This is a genomic window from Paraburkholderia sp. SIMBA_053 (genome assembly GCF_046534895.1).
GTDB lineage: Bacteria > Pseudomonadota > Gammaproteobacteria > Burkholderiales > Burkholderiaceae > Paraburkholderia > Paraburkholderia caledonica.
Genome location: NZ_JAWRXU010000003.1, coordinates 406,567 through 427,455 on the forward strand (window position 1 = coordinate 406,567; position 20,889 = coordinate 427,455).

20 protein-coding genes are annotated in these 20,889 nt (G+C 61.3%); 7 read left to right on the top strand and 13 right to left on the bottom strand.

Annotated features, from left to right (window positions below):
• Window positions 1–109 precede the first annotated feature (109 nt).
• The 3 genes from SB753_RS13905 to SB753_RS13915 all read left to right on the top strand — a co-directional run bounded on the left by SB753_RS13905 (window position 110) and on the right by SB753_RS13915 (window position 3,206).
• Window positions 110–1,141, top strand: coding sequence for a CDP-6-deoxy-delta-3,4-glucoseen reductase (locus SB753_RS13905; protein WP_087752872.1), 1,032 nt, complete (start codon window positions 110–112; stop codon window positions 1,139–1,141).
• Between the two features lie 391 nt (window positions 1,142–1,532).
• Entirely contained in the window at window positions 1,533–2,717 is a 1,185-nt protein-coding gene (locus SB753_RS13910) for an acetylornithine transaminase (protein WP_087752873.1), read from the top strand.
• Between the two features lie 15 nt (window positions 2,718–2,732).
• Window positions 2,733–3,206, top strand: coding sequence for a GNAT family acetyltransferase (locus SB753_RS13915; protein WP_410800439.1), 474 nt, complete (start codon window positions 2,733–2,735; stop codon window positions 3,204–3,206).
• A 120-nt stretch (window positions 3,207–3,326) separates the two neighbouring features.
• Here SB753_RS13915 and SB753_RS13920 read toward each other — a convergent pair whose 3' ends face one another.
• The 7 genes from SB753_RS13920 to SB753_RS13950 all read right to left on the bottom strand — a co-directional run bounded on the left by SB753_RS13920 (window position 3,327) and on the right by SB753_RS13950 (window position 10,368).
• Window positions 3,327–4,031, bottom strand: a complete 705-nt coding sequence (locus tag SB753_RS13920; RefSeq protein WP_027804809.1) for an ABC transporter ATP-binding protein — start codon at window positions 4,029–4,031, stop codon at window positions 3,327–3,329.
• Between the two features lie 17 nt (window positions 4,032–4,048).
• Window positions 4,049–4,822, bottom strand: coding sequence for an ABC transporter ATP-binding protein (locus SB753_RS13925; protein WP_013340264.1), 774 nt, complete (start codon window positions 4,820–4,822; stop codon window positions 4,049–4,051).
• Between the two features lie 18 nt (window positions 4,823–4,840).
• Window positions 4,841–6,010: an ABC transporter permease subunit gene (locus tag SB753_RS13930; RefSeq protein WP_020069105.1), complete on the bottom strand. Its 1,170-nt coding sequence runs from the start codon at window positions 6,008–6,010 to the stop codon at window positions 4,841–4,843.
• Between the two features lie 22 nt (window positions 6,011–6,032).
• A complete protein-coding gene (locus SB753_RS13935) occupies window positions 6,033–6,983 on the bottom strand; it encodes a branched-chain amino acid ABC transporter permease (protein ID WP_013340266.1) in 951 nt (316 codons plus the stop codon).
• Window positions 6,984–7,212: 229 nt separating this feature from the next.
• Entirely contained in the window at window positions 7,213–8,415 is a 1,203-nt protein-coding gene (locus SB753_RS13940) for a branched-chain amino acid ABC transporter substrate-binding protein (protein WP_020069106.1), read from the bottom strand.
• Window positions 8,416–8,950: 535 nt separating this feature from the next.
• Window positions 8,951–9,910, bottom strand: coding sequence for a 4-hydroxy-3-methylbut-2-enyl diphosphate reductase (gene ispH / locus SB753_RS13945; RefSeq protein ID WP_410800440.1), 960 nt, complete (start codon window positions 9,908–9,910; stop codon window positions 8,951–8,953).
• Window positions 9,911–9,912: 2 nt separating this feature from the next.
• Window positions 9,913–10,368, bottom strand: a complete 456-nt coding sequence (locus SB753_RS13950; protein WP_020069108.1) for a peptidylprolyl isomerase — start codon at window positions 10,366–10,368, stop codon at window positions 9,913–9,915.
• 177 nt (window positions 10,369–10,545) lie between these two features.
• Between SB753_RS13950 and radC the strand changes: the two genes are divergently transcribed.
• The 4 genes from radC to nadB all read left to right on the top strand — a co-directional run bounded on the left by radC (window position 10,546) and on the right by nadB (window position 13,840).
• Window positions 10,546–11,310 carry a RadC family protein gene (radC, locus tag SB753_RS13955; RefSeq protein ID WP_087752875.1) on the top strand — a complete coding sequence of 255 codons (765 nt, stop codon included), beginning with the start codon at window positions 10,546–10,548 and terminating at the stop codon, window positions 11,308–11,310.
• 278 nt (window positions 11,311–11,588) lie between these two features.
• A complete protein-coding gene (gene rpmB, locus SB753_RS13960) occupies window positions 11,589–11,822 on the top strand; it encodes a 50S ribosomal protein L28 (RefSeq protein WP_006050117.1) in 234 nt (77 codons plus the stop codon).
• A gap of 10 nt (window positions 11,823–11,832) precedes the next feature.
• Window positions 11,833–12,000 carry a 50S ribosomal protein L33 gene (gene rpmG / locus SB753_RS13965; protein ID WP_007180630.1) on the top strand — a complete coding sequence of 56 codons (168 nt, stop codon included), beginning with the start codon at window positions 11,833–11,835 and terminating at the stop codon, window positions 11,998–12,000.
• A 241-nt stretch (window positions 12,001–12,241) separates the two neighbouring features.
• Window positions 12,242–13,840, top strand: coding sequence for an L-aspartate oxidase (nadB, locus tag SB753_RS13970; protein WP_410800441.1), 1,599 nt, complete (start codon window positions 12,242–12,244; stop codon window positions 13,838–13,840).
• A gap of 64 nt (window positions 13,841–13,904) precedes the next feature.
• On the opposite strand, the gene nadC is transcribed toward nadB, so the two are convergent.
• The 6 genes from nadC to purN form a co-directional block, all read right to left on the bottom strand.
• Window positions 13,905–14,834: a carboxylating nicotinate-nucleotide diphosphorylase gene (gene nadC, locus SB753_RS13975; RefSeq protein WP_088175221.1), complete on the bottom strand. Its 930-nt coding sequence runs from the start codon at window positions 14,832–14,834 to the stop codon at window positions 13,905–13,907.
• Window positions 14,834–15,973 carry a quinolinate synthase NadA gene (gene nadA / locus SB753_RS13980; protein WP_410800527.1) on the bottom strand — a complete coding sequence of 380 codons (1,140 nt, stop codon included), beginning with the start codon at window positions 15,971–15,973 and terminating at the stop codon, window positions 14,834–14,836. The genes nadC and nadA overlap by 1 nt, the downstream gene beginning before the upstream one ends.
• Window positions 15,974–16,100: 127 nt before the next feature.
• Window positions 16,101–17,297 carry an acyl-CoA desaturase gene (locus tag SB753_RS13985; RefSeq protein ID WP_027778980.1) on the bottom strand — a complete coding sequence of 399 codons (1,197 nt, stop codon included), beginning with the start codon at window positions 17,295–17,297 and terminating at the stop codon, window positions 16,101–16,103.
• A 202-nt stretch (window positions 17,298–17,499) separates the two neighbouring features.
• Complete coding sequence (locus SB753_RS13990; RefSeq protein WP_410800442.1) at window positions 17,500–18,873, bottom strand: mechanosensitive ion channel family protein; 1,374 nt, start codon at window positions 18,871–18,873, stop codon at window positions 17,500–17,502.
• Window positions 18,874–18,952: 79 nt separating this feature from the next.
• Window positions 18,953–20,212: an RsmB/NOP family class I SAM-dependent RNA methyltransferase gene (locus tag SB753_RS13995; RefSeq protein WP_410800443.1), complete on the bottom strand. Its 1,260-nt coding sequence runs from the start codon at window positions 20,210–20,212 to the stop codon at window positions 18,953–18,955.
• Complete coding sequence (gene purN / locus SB753_RS14000) at window positions 20,209–20,862, bottom strand: phosphoribosylglycinamide formyltransferase (RefSeq protein ID WP_410800444.1); 654 nt, start codon at window positions 20,860–20,862, stop codon at window positions 20,209–20,211. Before purN ends, SB753_RS13995 begins: the two co-directional genes overlap by 4 nt.
• Between the last annotated feature and the right edge of the window lie 27 nt (window positions 20,863–20,889).

Genomic DNA, 20,889 nt, shown 5'->3' on the forward strand with positions numbered 1-20,889 from the left:
TCAAGCACGCGGGGCGACGGGCGACGGTACCGCTGGCTCCGACGATCCCGGCTTTGCGTGCCCTGTCTCTCCGTTTAACGATTACCGACTTTTCGACTTCGATCACTTTATGGCATTCAACGTCACGCTCCGGCAAAGCGGCCGGCAGTTTCAGGTAGAACAGGACGAGCCGGTGCTGAACGCCGCCTTGCGTCAAGGCATCGGTCTGCCGTACGGCTGCAAGAACGGCGCGTGCGGTTCGTGCAAAGGCGCTGTGGTCAGCGGCCAGGTGGAACAGCGCGCACACTCGTCGTCGGCTTTGTCGAACGAAGAAAAAACGCGCGGCATGGCGCTCTTCTGCTGCGCAACGGCGTGCTCCGATCTCGAGATCGATATCCGCGAAGTGGCAGGTGTGGGCGACGTGCAGGTGAAGAAACTGCCGTGCCGTGTGAATGCGATCGAGCGCAAGGCCGACGACGTCGTCGTGCTCAAGCTGCAATTGCCCGCTAACGAACGTCTGCAATATCTTGCCGGCCAATACCTCGAATTCATTCTGAAGGACGGCAAGCGCCGCAGCTATTCGATGGCGAATGCGCCGCACGTCGAAGGCCCGATCGAATTGCACATTCGCCACATGCCCGGCGGCGCGTTCACCGACCACGTGTTCAACGCTATGAAAGAGCGCGATATCCTGCGCTTCGAAGCGCCGCTCGGCACGTTCTTCCTGCGCGAAGAGTCGGACAAGCCGATTGTGCTGCTTGCTTCGGGCACCGGCTTCGCGCCTCTGAAGGCAATCGTCGAGCATGCGGTGTTCAAGAACCTGAACCGCCCGATGACGTTGTACTGGGGCGCGCGTCGCAAGAAAGATCTGTATCTGCTCGAACTGGCCGAACAATGGGCGCGCGAGATTCCGAACTTCAAGTTCGTGCCGGTGCTTTCGGAGCCGGACGCGAGCGATGCGTGGACCGGCCGTGTCGGCTTCGTGCATCGGGCAGTGATCGAAGACCTTCCCGACCTGTCCGCGTATCAGGTATATGCGTGCGGCGCGCCGGTCATGGTCGAGTCGGCACAGCGCGATTTCACGCAACATCACAGCCTGCCCGAAGACGAGTTCTACGCGGACTCGTTCACGAGCGCCGCTGACCTGGCGAACGCGGTTTAACTCGAAGCCCGCTGAAAGAAACGGCCCGCTCGTAACAACGAGCGAGCCGTGCCTGAGACAACATGTCAGCATGAAGACAGGTGCGCAAAAACTGCCAGACGCGCCCATCGCGATGAATTCGTGCAAATTCAAGGTTTACACCAGCGCTTTTATTGTCGTATTCTTTCGCGCATGAACCGCATCCAATCCGAACTTCGACGTCGCCGCTCGCCGCTTCCCTAGGGACGCCGCCGGCTTCGTCACGGATTCGCGCTACAACAGAGCGCAAGCTGTTCGAATCATGAAAGCCACGGCATGCCGTGGCTTTTTTGTTTTTCCGGCCCGTTTGCTCATCGGCTGACGTGCGCCAACGCCTTATCCACCTCTTACCCGCTGTCTGGAGCCTGCCGTCATGAATTTCAATGAATACCCGATCGAGTCGCTGATGTACATCACCAACCGGCCCGAAATCGTTTTCACGCACGGCAAGGGCTCGTGGCTCTACGACAACAACGGCAAGCGATATCTGGACTTCATTCAGGGCTGGGCGGTCAATTGCCTCGGTCATTGCAACGAAGGCATGATCGAAGCGCTGAACCAGCAGGCGAAACTGCTCTTCAATCCGTCGCCGGCTTTCTACAACGAGCCGATGGCGAAGCTCGCGGCGCTGCTCACGCAACATAGCTGCTTCGACAAGGTGTTCTTCGCGAACAGCGGTGCCGAAGCGAACGAAGGCGCGATCAAGCTCGCGCGCAAGTGGGGCAAGAAATTCAAGGACGGCGCATTCGAAATCATCACGTTCGATCACAGCTTCCACGGCCGCACGCTCGCCACGATGTCGGCAAGCGGCAAGCCGGGCTGGGACACGATCTACGCGCCGCAAGTGCCCGGCTTCCCGAAAGCAGATCTGAACGACATCGCGTCGGTGGAAAAGCTCATCAACGCGAAGACGGTCGCGGTGATGCTCGAACCGATCCAAGGCGAAGGCGGCGTGATTCCGGCAACGCGCGAATTCATGCAGCAACTGCGTGAGCTGACACGCAAGCACAATGTGCTGCTGATCGTCGACGAAGTGCAGAGCGGCTGCGGCCGTGCCGGCACGCTGTTCGCGTATGAGCTGTCGGGCATCGAGCCGGACATCATGACGCTCGGCAAGGGTATTGGCGGTGGCGTGCCGCTCGCGGCGCTGCTCGCGAAAGCTGAAGTCGCCGTGTTCGAAGCAGGCGACCAGGGCGGCACGTACAACGGCAATCCGTTGATGACCGCGGTCGGTTACTCGGTGATCTCGCAACTCACCGCGCCGGGCTTCCTCGAAGGCGTGCGTGCGCGCGGCGAGTATTTGCGCGCGAAGCTGCTCGAGTTGTCGGAAGAGCGCGGTTTCAAGGGAGAGCGCGGCGAAGGTCTGTTGCGTGCACTGCTGCTCGGCAAGGACATCGGCAACCAGATCGTCGAAAAGGCGCGCGACATGCAGCCCGACGGTCTTCTGCTGAACGCGGCGCGTCCGAACCTGCTGCGCTTCATGCCTGCGCTGAACGTCACGAACGAAGAGATCGACCAGATGATGGCGATGCTACGTTCGATCCTCGACACGCTGTAATTGCACAGAACGCGTATGACGACGACCGCGACCACAACACTCTCTATCCGCCGCTTCGACGCGAGCGACACCGACGCCGTGGTCGCGCTGTGGCAGCAGGCCTTCCCGGAATACAGGGACGTGACGAAGCCGCAGCGCAACCCGCATCTGTCGATTGCGAACAAGCTCGCGACGCAGCCCGAACTGTTCTTTGTAGCGGTGCTCGGTGAGCGAGTGGTTGGCACGGTCATGGGCGGCTACGACGGTCATCGCGGCTGGCTTTATTCGCTCGCGGTGGACGAGTCGGTGCGGCGACATGGCATCGGCTCGCGTCTGGTCGCACACGTCGAAGACGCGTTGACGGCTTTGGGCTGTCCGAAGCTGAACCTGCAGGTGTTGTCCGCGAAGAGCGACGTCCGCGCGTTTTACGAGGCGCTGGGTTATCGCGCGGATGCGGTGGTCAGTTTCGGCAAACGTCTTGGTGAGTTGGCGGACTCGCCGCCGGTTTAGTTTTCAGGCGCTTCATGCGTCGTAAAAAGAGAAAGGCCGCATGCGTTTGACTCACGCATGCGGCCTTTTTTCATCGGTGGTTCAGCTTGAGGGGCTACTTACCCAACTCATTCACCCAGCTTATTCACCCAGATAAGCCGCCCGGACCTTCGGATCGTCCAGCATCTGCTTCGCATCACCCGACATCGTGACGAGACCCGAGTCCATCACATAGCCGCGGTTCGCCGCCTGCAACGCGAGACGCGCGTTCTGCTCGACGAGCAGCACGGTCATGCCTTCAGCCGAAATTGCGCGCACCACTTCGAAGATCTTCTCGACCATGATCGGCGACAAGCCCATCGACGGTTCGTCGAGCAGCAGCAGTTTGGGACGCGAGATGATCGCGCGCGCCATGGCCAGCATCTGCTGTTCGCCGCCCGAGAGCGTGCCCGCGTATTGCGTGGCGCGTTCTTTCAGACGCGGAAAGAAACCGAACATGCGGTCGACGTCGGCCTTGATGCCGTCGTTGTCGCTGCGCAGATACGCACCCATCTGCATGTTCTCGACGATCGACATGCGCGCGAAGATACCGCGGCCTTCCGGCACCATCGCGAGGCCGCGCTTCAGAAGCTCATGCGGCGGCACGCCCTTGATCGACTGACCCATGTACTCGATGTCGCCTGCGGCATACGGCTTGAGCCCGGTGATCGCCTTCATCGTCGTGGTCTTGCCCGCACCGTTCGCGCCGATCAGCGTGACCAGCTCGCCCTGGCCGACCTCGAGGTCGATGCCCTTCACTGCCTGGATGCCGCCGTAATTGACCTGCAGGCCCTTGATTTTCAACATTGCTTGCGTCGTGGACATCAGTGGACTCCTGCACCCAGATAAGCTTCGATCACCTTCGGATCCTTCTGCACGTCTTGCGGCAGTCCTTGCGCAATCACCTTGCCGTAGTCGAGCACCGTCATCTGGTTGCACAGACCCATCACGAGCTTCACGTCGTGCTCGATCAGCAGGATCGTCTTGCCGTCGGCGCGGATCTTGTCGAGCAGTCGCGTGAGTTCGACCTTTTCCGTTGCGTTCATGCCGGCGGCGGGTTCGTCGAGCGCGAGCAGCTTCGGATCGGTTGCAAGCGCACGCGCAATTTCGAGGCGGCGCTGGTGGCCGTACGACAGATTGCGCGACGTGTAGTCCGCGTACTGCGCAATGCCGACGTACTCCAGCAGTTCGATCGCGCGTTCCTTGATCTCGCGCTCTTCCTTGCGCTCGGCCGGCGTCTGGAACACCGCGCCCAGCAAGCCGTGTTTCGTGCGTACGTGCCGGCCGACCATCACGTTTTCCAGAGCGGTCATGCCGCCAAAGAGACGGATGTTCTGGAACGTACGGGCAATGCCCGCCTTCGCCACCTGATACACCGCGGTCGGCGTGTAGTTCTGGCCGTCGAGCTTGAAGTCGCCCGAGTCAGGCGTGTACAGGCCCGTGATCACGTTGAAGAACGTTGTCTTGCCGGCGCCGTTCGGGCCGATCAGACCATAAATCTGGCCGGCCTTGATTTCCAGGCCGACGTCGGACAGTGCCTGCAAACCGCCGAAGCGCTTGTTGACGCCCTTCACCGACAGTCGAATGTTATCGCTCATGTTTTTTCTCCCTGTCCGTCAGGCGCGCACCGGCTTCTTGCCGCTACGCTTCGACAGTTTCGCAATCTTGTCTTCGTGCTTCGGCGACGGCCACAAGCCTTCCGAGCGATACAGCATGATCAGCACCATCGCGAGTGCGTAAACCAGCTGGCGGATCACTTCCGTGTCGACGATTTCATGGCCGAACAGCATGTGCTGCAGCGGACCCATCGTCGAGCGCAGGAATTCCGGCAGCACGGCGAGCAGCACCGCGCCGAGAATCACGCCAGGAATGTGGCCCATGCCGCCCAGCACCACGCACGCCAGCACGACGATCGATTCCGGCAGCGTGAACGATTCCGGCGACACGAAGCCCTGGAATGCGCCGAACATCGCGCCCGACAGGCCGCCGAACGACGCGCCCATCGCGAACGCGAGCAGTTTCACGTTACGCGTGTTGATGCCCATCGCCTTGGCGGCGATTTCGTCTTCGCGGATCGCGGCCCATGCACGGCCGATACGCGAGTGCTGCAAACGCGTACAGACCCAGATCACGAGCAGCGCGGCAAGCACGAACAGGTAGTAGTACGAGTACACCGACGGGAACTGGAAGCCGAACAGCGAGTGCGTCTGCGCGAGACTGAAGTCGCCCAGGTGCACCGAATCGATCCCGGTAATGCCTTTCGGGCCGTTGGTGATGTTCACCGGACGGTCGAGGTTGTTCAGGAAAATCCGGACGATTTCCCCGAAGCCCAACGTCACGATGGCGAGGTAATCGCCTCGCAGACGCAGCGTCGGCGCCCCGAGTATCACGCCGAAAAACGCCGCCACCGCCATCGCACACGGCACGATGATGAGAAACGGCACGTGCAGCCCGTTCGGTGCGAGATGAGCGATCCACTCGAACTGCGAGGTCAGATGCGGCGAAGACAACAGCGCCGCGGTATAGGCGCCCACCGCGTAGAAAGCGATATAACCCAGGTCGAGCAGGCCGGCAAAGCCGACCACGACATTGAGACCGAGTGCCAGCATCACGTACAGCATCGCGAAGTCGAGCACGCGAACCCAGTAGTTGCCGCCGGCGGTGCCGATGATCATCGGCGCAGCGATCACGAAGAACGCAGTGATGATGCCGACGGTCAGCGTCTTCGCCAGGTTCTTCTCGGGAATGAGCGTCGTGGACGGCTCGATCGGTTGAATTGAGGTCATTTGATTTACTCCTTGGCCTGGATCAAGCGCGATCCGCAACGCGTTCGCCGAGCAGACCCGACGGACGGAACACCAGCACGATGATCAGCACGATGAACGCAAACACGTCCTGATAGTTACTGCCGAACACGCCACCGGTCAGGTTGCCGATATAGCCGGCGCCCAACTGTTCGATGAGCCCCAGAATCACGCCGCCCACCATCGCACCGCCGAGATTGCCGATACCGCCGAGCACCGCCGCGGTAAAGGCCTTCAGGCCGGGGATGAAGCCCATGTAGAAGTGCGCGTTGCCGTATTCCGATGCGATCATCACGCCGGCGAGCGCAGCAAGTGCGGAGCCGATCATGAAGGTCGCCGAGATCACGAAGTTCGGGTTCACGCCCATCAGCGAGGCGACGCCCGGGTTCTCGGCGATGGCGCGCATCGCTCGGCCGAGCTTGGTCTTGTGCACGAGCAGCAGCAGGCCTGCCATGACGAGGAACGCGACAACGATGATCACGATTTCAGTCATCGAGATCACGGCGCCAGGCGTCGTGTCCGTGGCCTTGATCACGTTCAGCGGATCGGTGGGCAGAAGCTGCGGGAAAGGCAGCGGGTTGCGCGACCAGATCATCATGGCGAGCGTTTGCAGCAGGATCGACACGCCGATCGCGGTGATCAGCGGGGCGAGACGCGGCGCCTTGCGCAACGGCCGGTAAGCCACGCGCTCGATCGTGTAGCCCACCACCGCGCAAACCACGGCGGCAATTGCCAGCGCGATGCACAGCGTCGGCACATTGCCGAGGCCAGGGAAGTGGTTTTGCAGCACGCCTATGGCTGAGAGCGCGACCATCGCGCCCACCATCAACACATCGCCGTGAGCGAAGTTGATGATGCCAAGAATGCCGTAAACCATCGTATAGCCCAGTGCGATGATGGCATAAACGCTGCCCAGCACCAGTCCGTTTAGGATCTGCTGGATGAAGATATCCATTTAATGCTCCTTAGCCCGTGCGACTGGATTCGCGCTCTTCATCAGCCGGTGGGCGGTGATGCGTTACGGAATCTCAACGGCACTGCGGGTACTGATGTAAAAGACCGGTAAGGGTTTATCCGCCGCCGGTTTGCCCAGACGACTGGGTCACAGTCGCAGGCTCGCCTTCAGCGGATGCAAAAACGGCACCGTTGGGTGGTTCGGTGCCGTCAGGCTGAACGTCCCGTCATCACATCTTCACGACGTCGAGAACCGCTTTCTTGCCGTCCTTGAAGTCGTAAAGCGTAATGGCGCCCTCTTTCAAATCACCCTTGTCGTCGAACGCGATACGGCCGATTACCCCGTTGTAATCGGTGGACGGCATCGCAGCCAGCACCTTGGGCGCCTCGATCGAATTAGCGCGCTTCATTGCATCGACAATCACGTACACAGCGTCATACGTGAACGGTGCGTAAATCTGCACCGGCGTGTGGAAGCGGTCCACGTACTTCTTTTCGAAGTCCGCTCCCCTGTCCATTTTCGAAAGCGCGAGTCCCGCTTCCGAACAGACCAGGTTTTGCACGGCGGTTCCCGCCAGCTCCCCCACCTTGTCGGTACACACGCCGTCGCCGCCAAGGATTTTTGCCCTGATACCGAGCGCCGCCGCCTGTTTGGCAAACGGCCCGCCCGTCGCGTCCATGCCGCCGAACATGATGGCGTCCGGATGAACACTTTTGATCTTTGTGAGGATGGCCCGGAAGTCCGTGGCCCGGTCGTTCGTCGCTTCCCGCGCGACGATCTTCGCTCCGCTCGCCTCGACGGTCTTCGCGAATTCGTCCGCGAGCCCCTTACCGTAGGCGGTTGCATCGTCCACGACGGCGATGCGTTTGGCGCCCAACGCCTTCGTGGCGTAATTGGCGAGCGCCGGACCTTGCTGCGCGTCGGTCGCGACGACGCGATAGGTCGTCTTGAAACCTTGCTGCGTGTACGCCGGGTTCGTCGACGAAGGCGATATCTGCACGATGCTTGCGTCGCTATAAATCTTCGAAGCCGGAATCGAGACACCCGAATTCAGATGCCCGACCACCGCCACCACGTGATCGTCGACGAGCTTCTGCGCGACCGCCGTACCGGCCTTCGGATCCGCCGCGTCGTCTTGCGCGTCGAGCTGCAAGTCGATCTTGTGGCCGTCGATCGTCAGTCCTTGTGCGTTGATTTCCTCGACCGCGAGACGCGCGCCGTTTTCATTGTCCTTGCCCAGATGCGCGATGCCGCCCGTCAGCGGGGCTGCATGGCCGATCTTCACAACGATTGCTTCGCTCGCCGGCGCAGCGGATGCCGCCACTGCCGCCGATGCTCCTGCTCCCGCCTCGCCATCCTGTTTTTTGCCGCACGCGGTCAGCATCGCAACCGCGGCCGCGATGGACACGGCGTAAGCAAACTTGACTCGCATTAAATAGGTCTCCCGCGCCTTGCAAAATCTATTGTTCGGGACCCTAAGGCCTTGAGAACGCGCGCATTGTAACTCCAATTTTGCGACGGGCAATATTGTTGAACCGGCAGGGTTTTCCTGCATTGCAACCGCTTTTCAAGACCGCATCGAAGCCGGAGGCGCAACCCGGTTGCGACTGATTTTCGTGCATCAGTTGCACCAGCGTGGGATCCGCTCGCATCAAGTGTTGCGGACGGTCGGTTCAAGGCCCGGTCGCAGCGCGCTTTCGCTTAAATCATATTTAAACGGCGCTGCGTCTCTCTCGGCACCATGTTAGTGCGTCAAAATAGTTTGCGGCCGGATCAGGCCTCGTAAAACGGGGCCACAGTCATCAAATTTCAATAAATGTCGGATCGAATTCGCGAAAAAATATCGAAACGGGAGGCGAAAAGCGGGCGCCTTGGACGATGTGGCACCAATTGCGGGCCGCACTCGTTAGCCACGGGCCAAAAAAAAGCGCGCCCGAGGGCGCGCTTTTTTGACTACTGCAAAAAGGTCAGGCTGGCAGACCCAAGCCACGCGGCAACGGGAACGCGATGTTTTCCTCAATGCCCTCGAGCGCGCGCACGTTGCGCACGCCGAGTTCGCGCAGCCGGGCAATTACGGCCTGCGCAAGCACCTCAGGCGCCGACGCACCGGCAGTCACGCCGATCCGGCGTTTGCCCTCGACCCATGCCGGATCGATCTGGTCGGGCGAGTCCACCATATAGGAAGGCACGCCGAGCTTTTCGGCGAGTTCCCGCAGCCGGTTGGAGTTCGAACTGTTGGGGCTGCCGACCACGATCACCAGGTCGCACTGCGGCGCCATGAACTTCACGGCGTCCTGGCGGTTCTGCGTGGCGTAACAGATGTCCTGCTTCTTCGGCTCGCGAATGGACGGATATTTCGCCTTGAGCGCGCCGATGATCTCCGCTGCGTCGTCGACGGAAAGCGTAGTTTGCGTGACGAACGCGATCCGATCGGGGCGGGCCAGTTGCAGCGCCTGCACGTCTTCGATGTCTTCGACGAGGTACATGCCTTCGCCCGCCTGGCCCATCGTGCCCTCCACTTCTGGATGGCCCTTGTGACCGATCATGACGATGTCGAAGCCGTCTTGCCGCATCTTCGCCACTTCGATGTGCACCTTCGTGACGAGCGGACAGGTGGCGTCGTAGACGCGCAGCCCGCGCGACTCGGCCTCGCTGCGCACCGCTTTCGAGACACCGTGCGCGCTGAAAATGACCGTATTGCCGGAGGGCACCTCTTCCAGACGCTCGATGAAAATAGCGCCCTTCTTGCGCAGATCTTCGACGACGTAGGCGTTATGGACGATTTCGTGGCGCACGTAGATCGGCGAGCCGTGCAGCTTGATGGCCCGCTCGACGATCTCGATAGCCCGATCGACACCGGCACAGAACCCGCGCGGCTGAGCCAGCAGGATCTCCGTTTCTGCAAGGGTCGTATCCGCGATGATCATGTTTAAAGAATCCCGATGATTTTCACTTCAAATGCCAGCGCCTGGCCGGCAAGCGGGTGGTTGAAATCGAACAGGGCCGACGTTTCGTTCACTTCTTTCAGAACGCCAGCGTAGCGGCCGCCGCCCGGCGCGTTGAATTCGACCAGGTCGCCTGGCGAAAAATCCTCGCCGATCATGCTGTTTTCCCGCAGCGTGGCCAGAGACACCCGCTGGATCAACTCCGGATTACGGGGACCGAAGGCGGCCCCGGGGGCTAGCTGAAAGGTCGAATGGTGGCCGACCTTCAAACCCATCAGAATGTCTTCCAGCGGCGGTGCGAGCTGTCCCGCACCGAGCAGCAGCGTGGCGGGCTTGTCGTTGAAGGTATTGATGACTTCGGCGCCATCGGCAAGGGAAAGCCGGTAGTGAAGCGTCACGTGTGAACCGGCCTTCACTTCGGAAATGTCGATGATGCTCATGCAATGCTCGCTCAGTCGAAGCGCGCTCTCACGCGTGCGCCGCGGGGCGCAGCTGACGCGTGCGGCAAACCGTCGGCGTGCCGTGCGCAAAGCGTCTATTGTAAGCCACATGGCTGGCCTCGGCTTGCGTCCATCGCGCGCACCGGGCCGAACCCCAAGCGGAGGAATTGTCTGTATATGTCTGATTATGCGTCGACGATCGACGAACCAATGTTGGATTTCGCTCGTTCGCCACCGGGTGCTCCGGCTCCCACGGCGGATGGATTGCGTCGCAGGCGCAAATGGCCCAAACGTGACATGCCGCGTGAGCGGCTGATCGACCAGGGCCCCGGCGTACTGTCAGACACCGAGATGATCGTGCTGGTACTGGGCTCCGGTTTGCCGGGCCACGATGTTTTCAGCGTGGCTCGCGAGCTGCTCGACCGTTTCGGCTCACTGCGGGCAATGCTCGATGCCACTTACACGGACTTCGACGGGCTGCGCGGCATCGGGCCCGCGAAAAAAGCGCAATTGCTCGCGATCATGGAAATGGCGCGGCGCTCGCTGGTCGATAAAATGCGCCGCCGGTCGCTCATGAACTCTCCGGAAGCGGTCGAAAACTACCTGCGCCTGCTGATAGGCGGCCGTCCGCACGAAGTGTTCGTGTCGCTGTTTCTGGACGCCCGGCACCGGCTTATCCGCAGCGAGGAAAGCGCGCGCGGCACGCTCACGCGTATGGCGGTGTATCCGCGCGAGATCGTGCGGCGTGCGTTGACGCTCAATGCGGCAAGCCTGATCGTCGCGCATAATCATCCGTCTGGCGCTGTACGGCCGAGCGCGAGCGACTGCAGCCTGACGCGCGCACTGCGCGAAGCGCTTGCGCTAATCGACGTTCAACTGGTCGATCATCTGGTGATCGGCTCGGACAGCGTATACTCCTTTGCCCGCGACGGCTGGCCCTGACGTTGGACCATGCGTCGGCGCCCGCAGCTCGTCCCGAAACGGTATGGAAAAAGCACGAACGGCAAAGGAAAGGGCCCCGCGCCTTGTCTTGCTGCCGCAAATAAGGTTTGATTTTGCGGCTTTTTTTCTGCTAGAATTCCGGTTTGCCTGTTTCCAACCCCCTGTTCCGAAGCCACCAAGGCGTTCCGGAAAGGATACGTGCCTGAATTTCAGCGCGACTCTTTTCGGGAAACTTTCACGGCGTTCGAACTCAGAATTAGCGTATTAGGAGTGCTCTCATGGCACGCGTATGCCAAGTAACTGGGAAAGCGCCGATGAGCGGCAACAACGTTTCCCACGCGAACAACAAAACCAAACGCCGGTTCCTGCCGAACCTGCAAAGCCGCCGTATTTGGGTGGAAAGCGAAAACCGTTGGGTGCGTCTGCGTATTTCGAACGCCGGCCTGCGCCTGATCGACAAGAACGGTATCGACGCTGTGCTCGCAGATCTGCGCGCACGCGGTGAAGCCTAAGGAGTAAATCATGGCGAAAGGCGCACGCGACAAGATCAAGCTGGAATCGACCGCAGGCACGGGTCACTTCTACACGACGACGAAAAACAAACGCAACATGCCGGAAAAGATGCTGATCAAGAAATTTGATCCGGTCGTTCGTAAGCATGTTGAGTACAAGGAAACCAAGATTAAATAAATCTTGGCTCCTGCCGCCTGACGACGGCAAGACATACACAAAAAGCCTCGCACTCGTGCGAGGCTTTTTGTTTTGGACTAACCAAACCAGCTGACCCTGACAAGTCGCCATCGTCGGCGATACATAGCCTTATAACGTTCAGCCAGCTTTCCCTCGACCGTCGCGGCGCGTATCCTTTCCCGTTTTAGCAGCGCGTAAATCGCAAGCTGCTACAGCAAAACGAAAGACGGAGATGCGAGCAATGGAATTCGATGTGGCGATTGTCGGTAGCGGTCTGGCGGGACTGAGCGTCGCGCTCAACCTCGCGCAGACGCGGCGGGTCGCGGTGATCGCCAAGCGGTCGATAACCGAGGGTGCGAGCGATTGGGCGCAAGGCGGCATTGCCGCGGTGCTCGATTCGGCGGACAGCATCGAAAATCACGTGCGCGATACGCTCGTTGCAGGCGCCGGCCTGTGTGATGAAGCCGCTACGCGTTTCATCGTCGAGCACGGGCGCGCTGCGATCGAATGGCTGATCGAACAAGGCGTGCCGTTCACCAAAGACGACTCCGCGGAACTCGGCTTCCATCTGACTCGCGAAGGCGGCCATAGCCATCGGCGGATCATTCATGCGGCGGATGCGACGGGCCATGCGGTAGTCGCCACGCTGAGCGAGCGTGTGCGGCAGCATCCGAACATCACACTGCTGGAAGATCACTACGCAATCGACTTGATCACGTCTGACCGGCTCGGACTGCCGGGCCGCCGTTGTCATGGCCTGTACGCGCTCGATGTAGAAAGCGGACGCACCGTCACGATCGAGGCGCCGCATACGGTGCTTGCCACCGGGGGCGCCGGCAAGGTCTATCTGTACACGACAAATCCCGATACCGCGACGGGCGACGGCATCGCGATGGCATGGCGCGCAGGCTGCCGGGTCTCGAATATGGAGTTCATCCAGTTCCATCCCACCTGCCTCTTCCACCCGTACGCAAAGTCGTTCCTGATCTCTGAAGCGGTGCGCGGCGAGGGAGGCGTCCTTAAGCTCCCGGACGGCACGCGGTTCATGCCGAATCACGATGAACGCGCTGAACTCGCGCCGCGCGACATCGTGGCGCGCGCGATTGACTTCGAGATCAAGAAACGCGGCATAGATTGCGTGTATCTGGATATCAGCCATCAGCCGACGGACTTTCTTCGCGAGCACTTTCCGACGATCCTCGCTCGGTGTCTCGAATTCGGTATCGACATTACGAAGGAGCCGATCCCCGTAGTCCCGGCGGCACACTACACGTGTGGTGGCGTAGTTACCGACCTGGCCGGCCGCACCGATCTCGCAGGGCTCTATGCAGTCGGCGAAACATCTTGCACTGGATTGCACGGCGCGAACCGCCTCGCCAGCAATTCGCTGCTCGAGTGCCTCGTGCTTGGCCGCTCGGCGGCACGCGCGATAGAAGAAGAGGGATTTTGCGGCGCCGTCCACGCGCCATTGCCAGACTGGGACGAGAGCCGCGTTTCGGACCCCGACGAAGAAGTGGTCGTCGCCCACAATTGGGACGAGCTTCGCCGGCTCATGTGGAACTACGTTGGCATCGTGCGCACCGACAAACGCCTCGCTCGAGCCAAACACCGTCTGGCGCTGTTGCGCGACGAGATCCACGAGTATTACGCGAACTTCAAGGTGAGCCGCGATTTGCTGGAGTTGCGCAATCTGGTGGACGTAGCCTCGTTGATCGTGGACGGCGCGCGTTCCCGGCGCGAAAGCCGCGGCCTGCATTTCAGCCGCGACTGGCCGGCAACGTTGCCGAAAGCGCTGCCGACTGTGCTCTCGCCCGAGCACGTCCGAAACCGCATCGTGTGATCGAAGGCAAAACGCCACCGTCGGCTCCGGGCCGCCGGTGGCGTTTTACAAGTAAGAACTTCTGTCAGACGATACGCAAAGAGTAGTCGGTCGCTCGCACGTCTTTCGTCAGAGCGCCGATCGACACACGGTCGACGCCCGTTTCGGCAATAGTCCGCACTGTTTCCAAGTTCACTCCGCCCGACACTTCCAGTACGGCGCGCCCCGCGGTGATGCGCACAGCTTCCCGCATCGAATCGAACGAAAAGTTGTCGAGCAGAACAGACTCCGCGCCATGCGCCAATGCCGTTTCCAGCTGCTCGAGCGTCTCGACCTCGATCTGGATAGAGACGCCCGCGTTGAGCGCGAGCGCGGCGTCCATAGCCGCCCCCACTCCGCCGGCAGCGGCAATGTGGTTTTCCTTGATCAGAATGCCGTCATACAACGCGAGCCGTTGATTCGCTCCGCCGCCCACGCGCACCGCGTATTTCTGCGCGAGCCGCAAGCCGGGCAAGGTCTTGCGCGTATCGAGAATGCGGGTACGCGTATGAGCGACCGCATCCACATACCGGCGCGTCGCGCTCGCCACGCCTGATAGAAGTTGAAGGAAGTTAAGCGCGTTGCGCTCGGCAGTGAGCAGCGCACGGACCGGCCCGCGCAGTTCGCACACGGGAGTGTCCGCTGTCATCCGGTCGCCTTCGCGGTAAAGCCACTGCACCTCGATCCGCGAGTCCACTTGCCGCAAGACCGCGTTAAACCACGACACGCCGCATAACACCGCATCCTCACGGACGACGACACGCGCGCGGCGCACGTCATCGGCAGGGACGAGGCGGCCGGTCTGGTCACCCGTGCCGACGTCTTCCGCAAGCGCGTCGGCGACATTGCGCGCGAGCGCTGCGTCGAACGCCGCGCCGTATTGCGCATGGATCTCGGCGAAGAGTGGCGACACGGCTTCGGCGTGACTGTATGGCGCCGAACGGGGCACTGCTGAACTCTGCGCTGCCGCGGTCATCAGGCGGCTCCCACGTTCGAATACAACTGCGCGTCGCGCGCCAGATCGCCGCTCGCCTGCACGCGCTTTTTATGGCGCGCGGCAAAGTCCAACATACGGTCGATCGGCACACGGGCCCGCTCGCCAACAGCGCGCTCGACGAAAATCTCGTTATGACCGCGTTCGAGGACGTCGGCGAGATTCGCGAGACCGTTCATCGCCATCCACGGGCAGTGCGCACAGCTCTTGCACGTCGCGCTGTTGCCGGCAGTAGGCGCGGCGATCAGCGTCTTGCCGGGCGCGGCGAGCTGCATCTTATGGAGGATGCCGAGGTCCGTTGCCACGATGAAGTGCGTCGCATCCAACTTCTGCGCGGCATCGATCAACTGAGTGGTGGAGCCGACGACATCCGCTTGAGCCACCACGTTGGCCGGAGACTCCGGATGAACCAGGACTTTCGCGCCCGGATATTCGGCGCGCAGCAAGTCGAGTTCAATACCCTTGAATTCGTCGTGTACGAGACACGAACCCTGCCACATCAGCATGTCCGCGCCGGTCTTGTTCTGGATGTAACCGCCAAGGTGCCGGTCAGGCGCCCAAATGATCTTTTCGCCGCGCGCGTGAAGGTCGGCCACGATCTCCAGTCCAATCGACGATGTCACCATCCAGTCTGCGCGGGCTTTAACGGCCGCGCTCGTATTCGCATAAACGACCACCGTGCGGTCCGGATGTGCGTCGCAGAAAGCCGAAAATTCATCTACCGGACAGCCGAGGTCCAGCGAACATGTTGCGTCGAGATCCGGCATCAGAATGCGCTTGTCCGGGCTGAGAATCTTTGCCGTCTCGCCCATGAACCGCACTCCCGCCACCACGAGAGTCTGGGCCTCGTGATCGCGCCCGAAACGGGCCATTTCGAGGGAATCGGCCACGCAGCCGCCGGTTTCGTCGGCCAGCTCCTGCAATTCGGCGTCAACATAGTAGTGGGCGACGAGCACGGCCTTCTCGCGCTTGAGCAATGCGCGAATGCGCTCTTTCAGCGCCAATTTTTCCTGCGCCGACGGCACCTCGGGCACCTTCGCCCACGCCTGCCCGATCCCGCAGGATGTCCCCTGCGCCTGCGGCCGGTCGTATTCCACGGCCCTGATCGCCTGCTGATCCATGATCTCTTCTGCCCTCGCTTTGCCGCCGTGGAATACCCATCGCGTCATGCAAATTCCGCGGCCCAAAAAGCAAAACCCCGCCAACGCGGGGTTTTGTGACGTAACGAAATTTTAATGGATTTCGTGACTAAGCATAACGGCGCAGTCGCATTGCGAATTCCTGCAGCGCCTTGATGCCGCTCGCTTCGGCGCGATGGCACCAGTCCTGCAACTGCACCAGCAACTGATCGCGCGACGCATTCGAGCGCTCCCACATTGACGCAAGTTCGTTACGCATGTCGATGTAGGTCTTCAACTTCTGGCTGTTCGCGAAGATTTGCGGCAACAGCCGCTTTTGCGGCTCGTCGAGCCCCGCTTCTTCTTTGTGGAACCAGCTGCGCGCCCCGCGCATGACCTGATATTTCTCGCGCGCGCCCACTTCCTTCAGATGCGCGAGTTCCTGACGATACGCACGCTTGAGCGCCTTGCCGTAACGCGCCATCACTTCGTACCGGTTAGCCAGCACGGCCTGCAACGTGTCCTGATCGAGCACCATCTTGCCCGTGGTCAGACGCGGCGTGGGCGCGACCTTCTTCACCTTGGCGAGGCGGAAAGCCGACATGATGCGGATGTACATCCAGCCGATGTCGAACTCGTACCACTTGTTCGACAGCTTCGCCGAGGTGGCGTACGTGTGGTGATTGTTGTGCAGCTCTTCACCGCCGATGATGATGCCCCACGGGAAAATGTTCGTGCTGGCGTCCGACGAGTTGAAGTTGCGATAACCCCAGAAGTGCGCGAGACCGTTCACCACGCCGGCTGCCCAGAAGGGAATCCACACCATTTGCACCGCCCAGATGGTCAGGCCGACCACGCCGAACAGCGCGACGTTCAGCACCATCATCAGGCTGACGCCGAGAATCGGGTACTTCGTGTAGACGTTGCGTTCCATCCAGTCGTTCGGCGTGCCGTGACTGAACTTGCGCATCGTCTCTTCGTTTTTCGCTTCCGTGCGGTACAGTTCCGCGCCTTCGAGCAGCACCTTCCAGATGCCGCGCGTTTGCGGGCTATGGGGATCTTCTTCCGTCTCGCACTTGGCGTGGTGCTTACGGTGGATAGCCGCCCATTGACCGGTCAGCATGCCCGTAGTCATCCACAGCCAGAATCGGAAAAAATGACTGACGACAGGGTGCAACTCTAGCGCGCGGTGCGCCTGGCAGCGATGCAGATAGACCGTCACACCGATGATCGTGACGTGTGTCACGGCGAGCGTGTACAGAACAAGTTGCCACCACGAGAAGCGCATCAGACCGTGGGCAAGGAAATCGAGCAAAGAATTCAACAAGGCAATTTACCTGTGGAACGAGAGACACGAGACACCCGCGAACTGCGCGTGTCAAGAAAGTGAAAGCATACAGCGGGATTGGACGACATTCTACTGGAAGCGTTCCAAGTGTTTGTAACAAATAGGGATTTTTTGTGCAGCATCAACACAAACACGCCCGCAGCAAGCTCTCTTAGACTCATCAGTGCCGTGCGAGTGCCCGCTAAATAGCGTTGCCAGCCTGATTCGCCATCCCGCCGGTCACACTTACCGGTTTGGACAACACGCCTCCGAGATTTGCTACGTCAGCCGCATTCCCGACAATGCGGACTTCGCGTTGCGCGAAAGGGATGGAGATGCCGTGTGCGGAAAAAAGCTGCCAGATGTTGCGATTGACCGCCGAGCGGACGGCCGATGTGCCAGTTGCCGCGTCGGCAATCCAGAAGCCTAGCTCCAGGTTGATGCCATCGGCGCCAAAGCCTACGAGATAAGGCGTAGGCGCCGGGTCCGTCAGTACGCGGGGCACGCCGTCCGCTGCTCGCGCGAGGAGCGCCATGGCCTGCTCGACATCGGCGGTGTAGGCGATCTGCACGGCCGCCTTCGCATAGCCACGCGTCAGATACGACGACTGGTTCTGCACGACGTCGGTGATCAGTTTTTCGTTGGGAATCAGCGTTTCGATACCGTCAAGACCGCGCACCACCGTATATCGGGTGCGGATTTGCGTGACCATGCCTTGCAGGCCGCTCACGTTGATCGTGTCGCCGATTCGTAGCGACCGGTCGATCAGGATGATGAAGCCCGACACATAGTTACTGGCAATCTTCTGCAAACCGAACCCCAGCCCCACGCCCAGAGCACCGCCGAATACACCGAGCACGGTGATGTCGATGCCAACCAGCGACAGGCTGATCAACACCGCCGCCAGCACAAACGCCGCGCGGCCGACGCGTGCGACCACGACTTTCAGATTCGCGTCGAGCGTCGCGGCGCGCATCAGACGGTCTTCGAACGCCGAGCCGAGCCACATTGCGACGATCATCGTCACGCAGACCCACAGCAGGCCCGTGACGAGCGAGAGCAGCGTCATGTGCGCGTTGGCGACACGAAAGTGCACGCTCGCCATCCACGCGATCACGTCGTCCTGAATGCCCATCACGGTGAGCGCCATGGCGACCCACACGCCCAGAGAAACGATCTTTTCGACCAGGAAAAGCCACGGGTGCGTCTCTCCGTCATGGCTGAAGACGCGCCTCGCCAAGAAAAACACGATGTAAATCAAGCCGATGCCGAAGAGCGGCACCAACGCAAGATCGAGCAGCGACGTGTGGATGAACCGCCCGGCGATCGCCCGTGCGATCCACACCAGCACGGCGCCGATCAGCGGGAAAAACGCCCGGTTCAGACTTTCCGCGCCAAAGCGCAGCGTCTGATAGCGGGTTTGACGGCGCAAATCGAGCGCCCGGCGCAACAGGCGGGCGAGCAACCAGGCGAGCGCGAGCGTGGCAATCAGCACCCCGACTTGCCAAAGCATGACGGGCTGACCGAAGTCGCGCGCGAGATCGCCGAAGAGATGAGAAAAGATACGGTTTTGCATGATGTCGCCGGAATGACCGGCTCAGGTGCGGCTCGCGGTTCGGACAATCGATCCGCGAGCCGGCTGGCCTATTGCGGGCTCAGCTCTGACGTTCGAGCACGGCGGCGAAAAAGCCGTCGGTCGCGTGGCGGTGCGGCCAGAGGGACAGGTAATCGCCCATTTCGAGATCGATACGCTGCTCGGCCAGCACCTCGCGTGCGGGGACGAGCGCAAAGTCCGGATGATCCGCGAGGAACTGCTGGACGACCGCTTCGTTTTCCGCTTCAAGGATCGAGCAGGTCGCATACACGAGGCGACCGCCCTTCTTCACCAGACGCGCCGCGCTCGCCAAAATCGACGCCTGCTTGGGCGCGAGTTCGGCGACCGACTCCGGCGACTGGCGCCATTTGAGGTCGGGGTTGCGGCGCAGCGTGCCCAAACCGCTGCAGGGCGCGTCGACCAGCACGCGGTCGATCTTGCCGGCGAGCCGCTTGATCTTGGCGTCGTGTTCACTGTCGATCAGTACCGGATTCACGTTCGACAAACCGATGCGCGCAAGTCGCGGCTTGAGCTTGGCGAGACGCCGCTCGGAGATGTCGAACGCATAGAGACGCCCGGTGGAGCGCATCGCCGCGCCCAGCGCCAGAGTCTTGCCGCCCGCGCCCGCGCAGAAGTCGACGATCATCTCGCCGCGCTTGGGCGCAACCAGCGAGCACAGCAACTGGCTGCCCTCGTCCTGCACCTCGACCCAACCGTGCTGGAACGCGTCGAGCTTGGTGAGCGGCGGCTTGCCCACTACCCGTACGCCGAACGGCGCGAACGGCGTTGCGCCGGCTTCGATACCGGCTTTCGAGAGCGCGTTCAGTACGTCGTCACGGCTCGCCTTGATCGGGTTCGCGCGCAGATCCAACGGCGCCGGGTAGTTCAACGCGGCGGCCAGTTGAGCCAGTTCGGCTGGTTCAAAACGCTTTGCGAGCGCCTGATAGATCCAGTCGGGCAGGTTCAGGCGAATCCGCAGCGGCAAGCTTTCCGGATCGATCATCGCGACGTGTTCGAGCCATTTCGACTCCGAGTCGGACACGAACGGCTTGAGCGCCGTGCGGCCGGCCGTCTGCATCAGGCCGAGCAAGGCCATGCGGCGGGCGGGGCTGCCCGCGCCGCTTTCGGCAAGGTGCGCAAACTCCATCCGGCGACGCAGCACTGCGAAAACCGCCTCGGCAATCACGCCGCGCTCGCCGTGCCCGAGCTTCGGATGCGCACGAAAAAAACGGCTCGTGGTAGCGTCGGCAGGACCGTTCAGTCGAAGGACTTCGGCCAGCAAAGTCTCAGTTTGTCCAATCAGAAAACCATGTAATCTCATGCGCCCTCTCCGGCGGTGTGACCGGCAAAGAGCCATTGCGGCTCCGGCGGCGTAAGCGTGACGCGCAGGCCATCCAGAGCGAGACGCCCTTCGACGAACCAGCGCACCGCGCGTGGATAAATAATGTGTTCGGTTGCAAGCACGCGGTCGGCGAGCGTGGCTGGCGTATCGCCAGCCACGACGGGCACCGCCGACTGCGCGACGATGGGCCCGTGATCGAGCTGCGAAGTAACGAAATGCACCGACGCGCCGTGCAGGCGCACGCCGGCGTCGAGCGCCTGCTGATGCGTTTTCAGTCCCGGGAAGCTCGGCAGCAGCGACGGGTGCACGTTCAACATGCGTCCCGCATAACGGTCGACGAAACCGTCTGTCAGCACGCGCATAAAGCCTGCGAGCGCTACCAGATCGGGCGAGAAACGATCGATTTGTTCAGCGAGCGCGGAGTCGAAGCTGTCGCGATCGGGAAACTGGCGGTGATCGACCACCGCCGTGGCAATGCCGTGCGACGCCGCGAACGCAAGGCCCACGGCATCCGGACGGTTGGCAATCACGGCAGCGACCTGCGCCGCCCAGCCTTCGTCCGAGCAGGCTCGAACGATAGCTTCCATGTTGCTTCCCCGCCCTGAAATCAGGATGACGAGTTTTTTCATGCGCGGATTTTATCATTCGAGGGCACC

Bases quoted from the DNA above. Each gene is read 5' to 3' on its own strand.
- SB753_RS13905 (WP_087752872.1), top strand. From the start codon at position 110: ATGGCATTCAACGTCACGCTCCGGCAAAGCGGCCGGCAGTTTCAGGTA.
- SB753_RS13910 (WP_087752873.1), top strand. From the start codon at position 1,533: ATGAATTTCAATGAATACCCGATCGAGTCGCTGATGTACATCACCAAC.
- SB753_RS13915 (WP_410800439.1), top strand. From the start codon at position 2,733: ATGACGACGACCGCGACCACAACACTCTCTATCCGCCGCTTCGACGCG.
- SB753_RS13920 (WP_027804809.1), bottom strand. From the start codon at position 4,031: ATGTTGAAAATCAAGGGCCTGCAGGTCAATTACGGCGGCATCCAGGCA.
- SB753_RS13925 (WP_013340264.1), bottom strand. From the start codon at position 4,822: ATGAGCGATAACATTCGACTGTCGGTGAAGGGCGTCAACAAGCGCTTC.
- SB753_RS13930 (WP_020069105.1), bottom strand. From the start codon at position 6,010: ATGACCTCAATTCAACCGATCGAGCCGTCCACGACGCTCATTCCCGAG.
- SB753_RS13935 (WP_013340266.1), bottom strand. From the start codon at position 6,983: ATGGATATCTTCATCCAGCAGATCCTAAACGGACTGGTGCTGGGCAGC.
- SB753_RS13940 (WP_020069106.1), bottom strand. From the start codon at position 8,415: ATGCGAGTCAAGTTTGCTTACGCCGTGTCCATCGCGGCCGCGGTTGCG.
- ispH (WP_410800440.1), bottom strand. From the start codon at position 9,910: ATGATCATCGCGGATACGACCCTTGCAGAAACGGAGATCCTGCTGGCT.
- SB753_RS13950 (WP_020069108.1), bottom strand. From the start codon at position 10,368: ATGAGCATCATCGACATTTCCGAAGTGAAGGCCGGTTCACACGTGACG.
- radC (WP_087752875.1), top strand. From the start codon at position 10,546: ATGTCTGATTATGCGTCGACGATCGACGAACCAATGTTGGATTTCGCT.
- rpmB (WP_006050117.1), top strand. From the start codon at position 11,589: ATGGCACGCGTATGCCAAGTAACTGGGAAAGCGCCGATGAGCGGCAAC.
- rpmG (WP_007180630.1), top strand. From the start codon at position 11,833: ATGGCGAAAGGCGCACGCGACAAGATCAAGCTGGAATCGACCGCAGGC.
- nadB (WP_410800441.1), top strand. From the start codon at position 12,242: ATGGAATTCGATGTGGCGATTGTCGGTAGCGGTCTGGCGGGACTGAGC.
- nadC (WP_088175221.1), bottom strand. From the start codon at position 14,834: ATGACCGCGGCAGCGCAGAGTTCAGCAGTGCCCCGTTCGGCGCCATAC.
- nadA (WP_410800527.1), bottom strand. From the start codon at position 15,973: ATGGATCAGCAGGCGATCAGGGCCGTGGAATACGACCGGCCGCAGGCG.
- SB753_RS13990 (WP_410800442.1), bottom strand. From the start codon at position 18,873: ATGCAAAACCGTATCTTTTCTCATCTCTTCGGCGATCTCGCGCGCGAC.
- SB753_RS13995 (WP_410800443.1), bottom strand. From the start codon at position 20,212: ATGAGATTACATGGTTTTCTGATTGGACAAACTGAGACTTTGCTGGCC.
- purN (WP_410800444.1), bottom strand. From the start codon at position 20,862: ATGAAAAAACTCGTCATCCTGATTTCAGGGCGGGGAAGCAACATGGAA.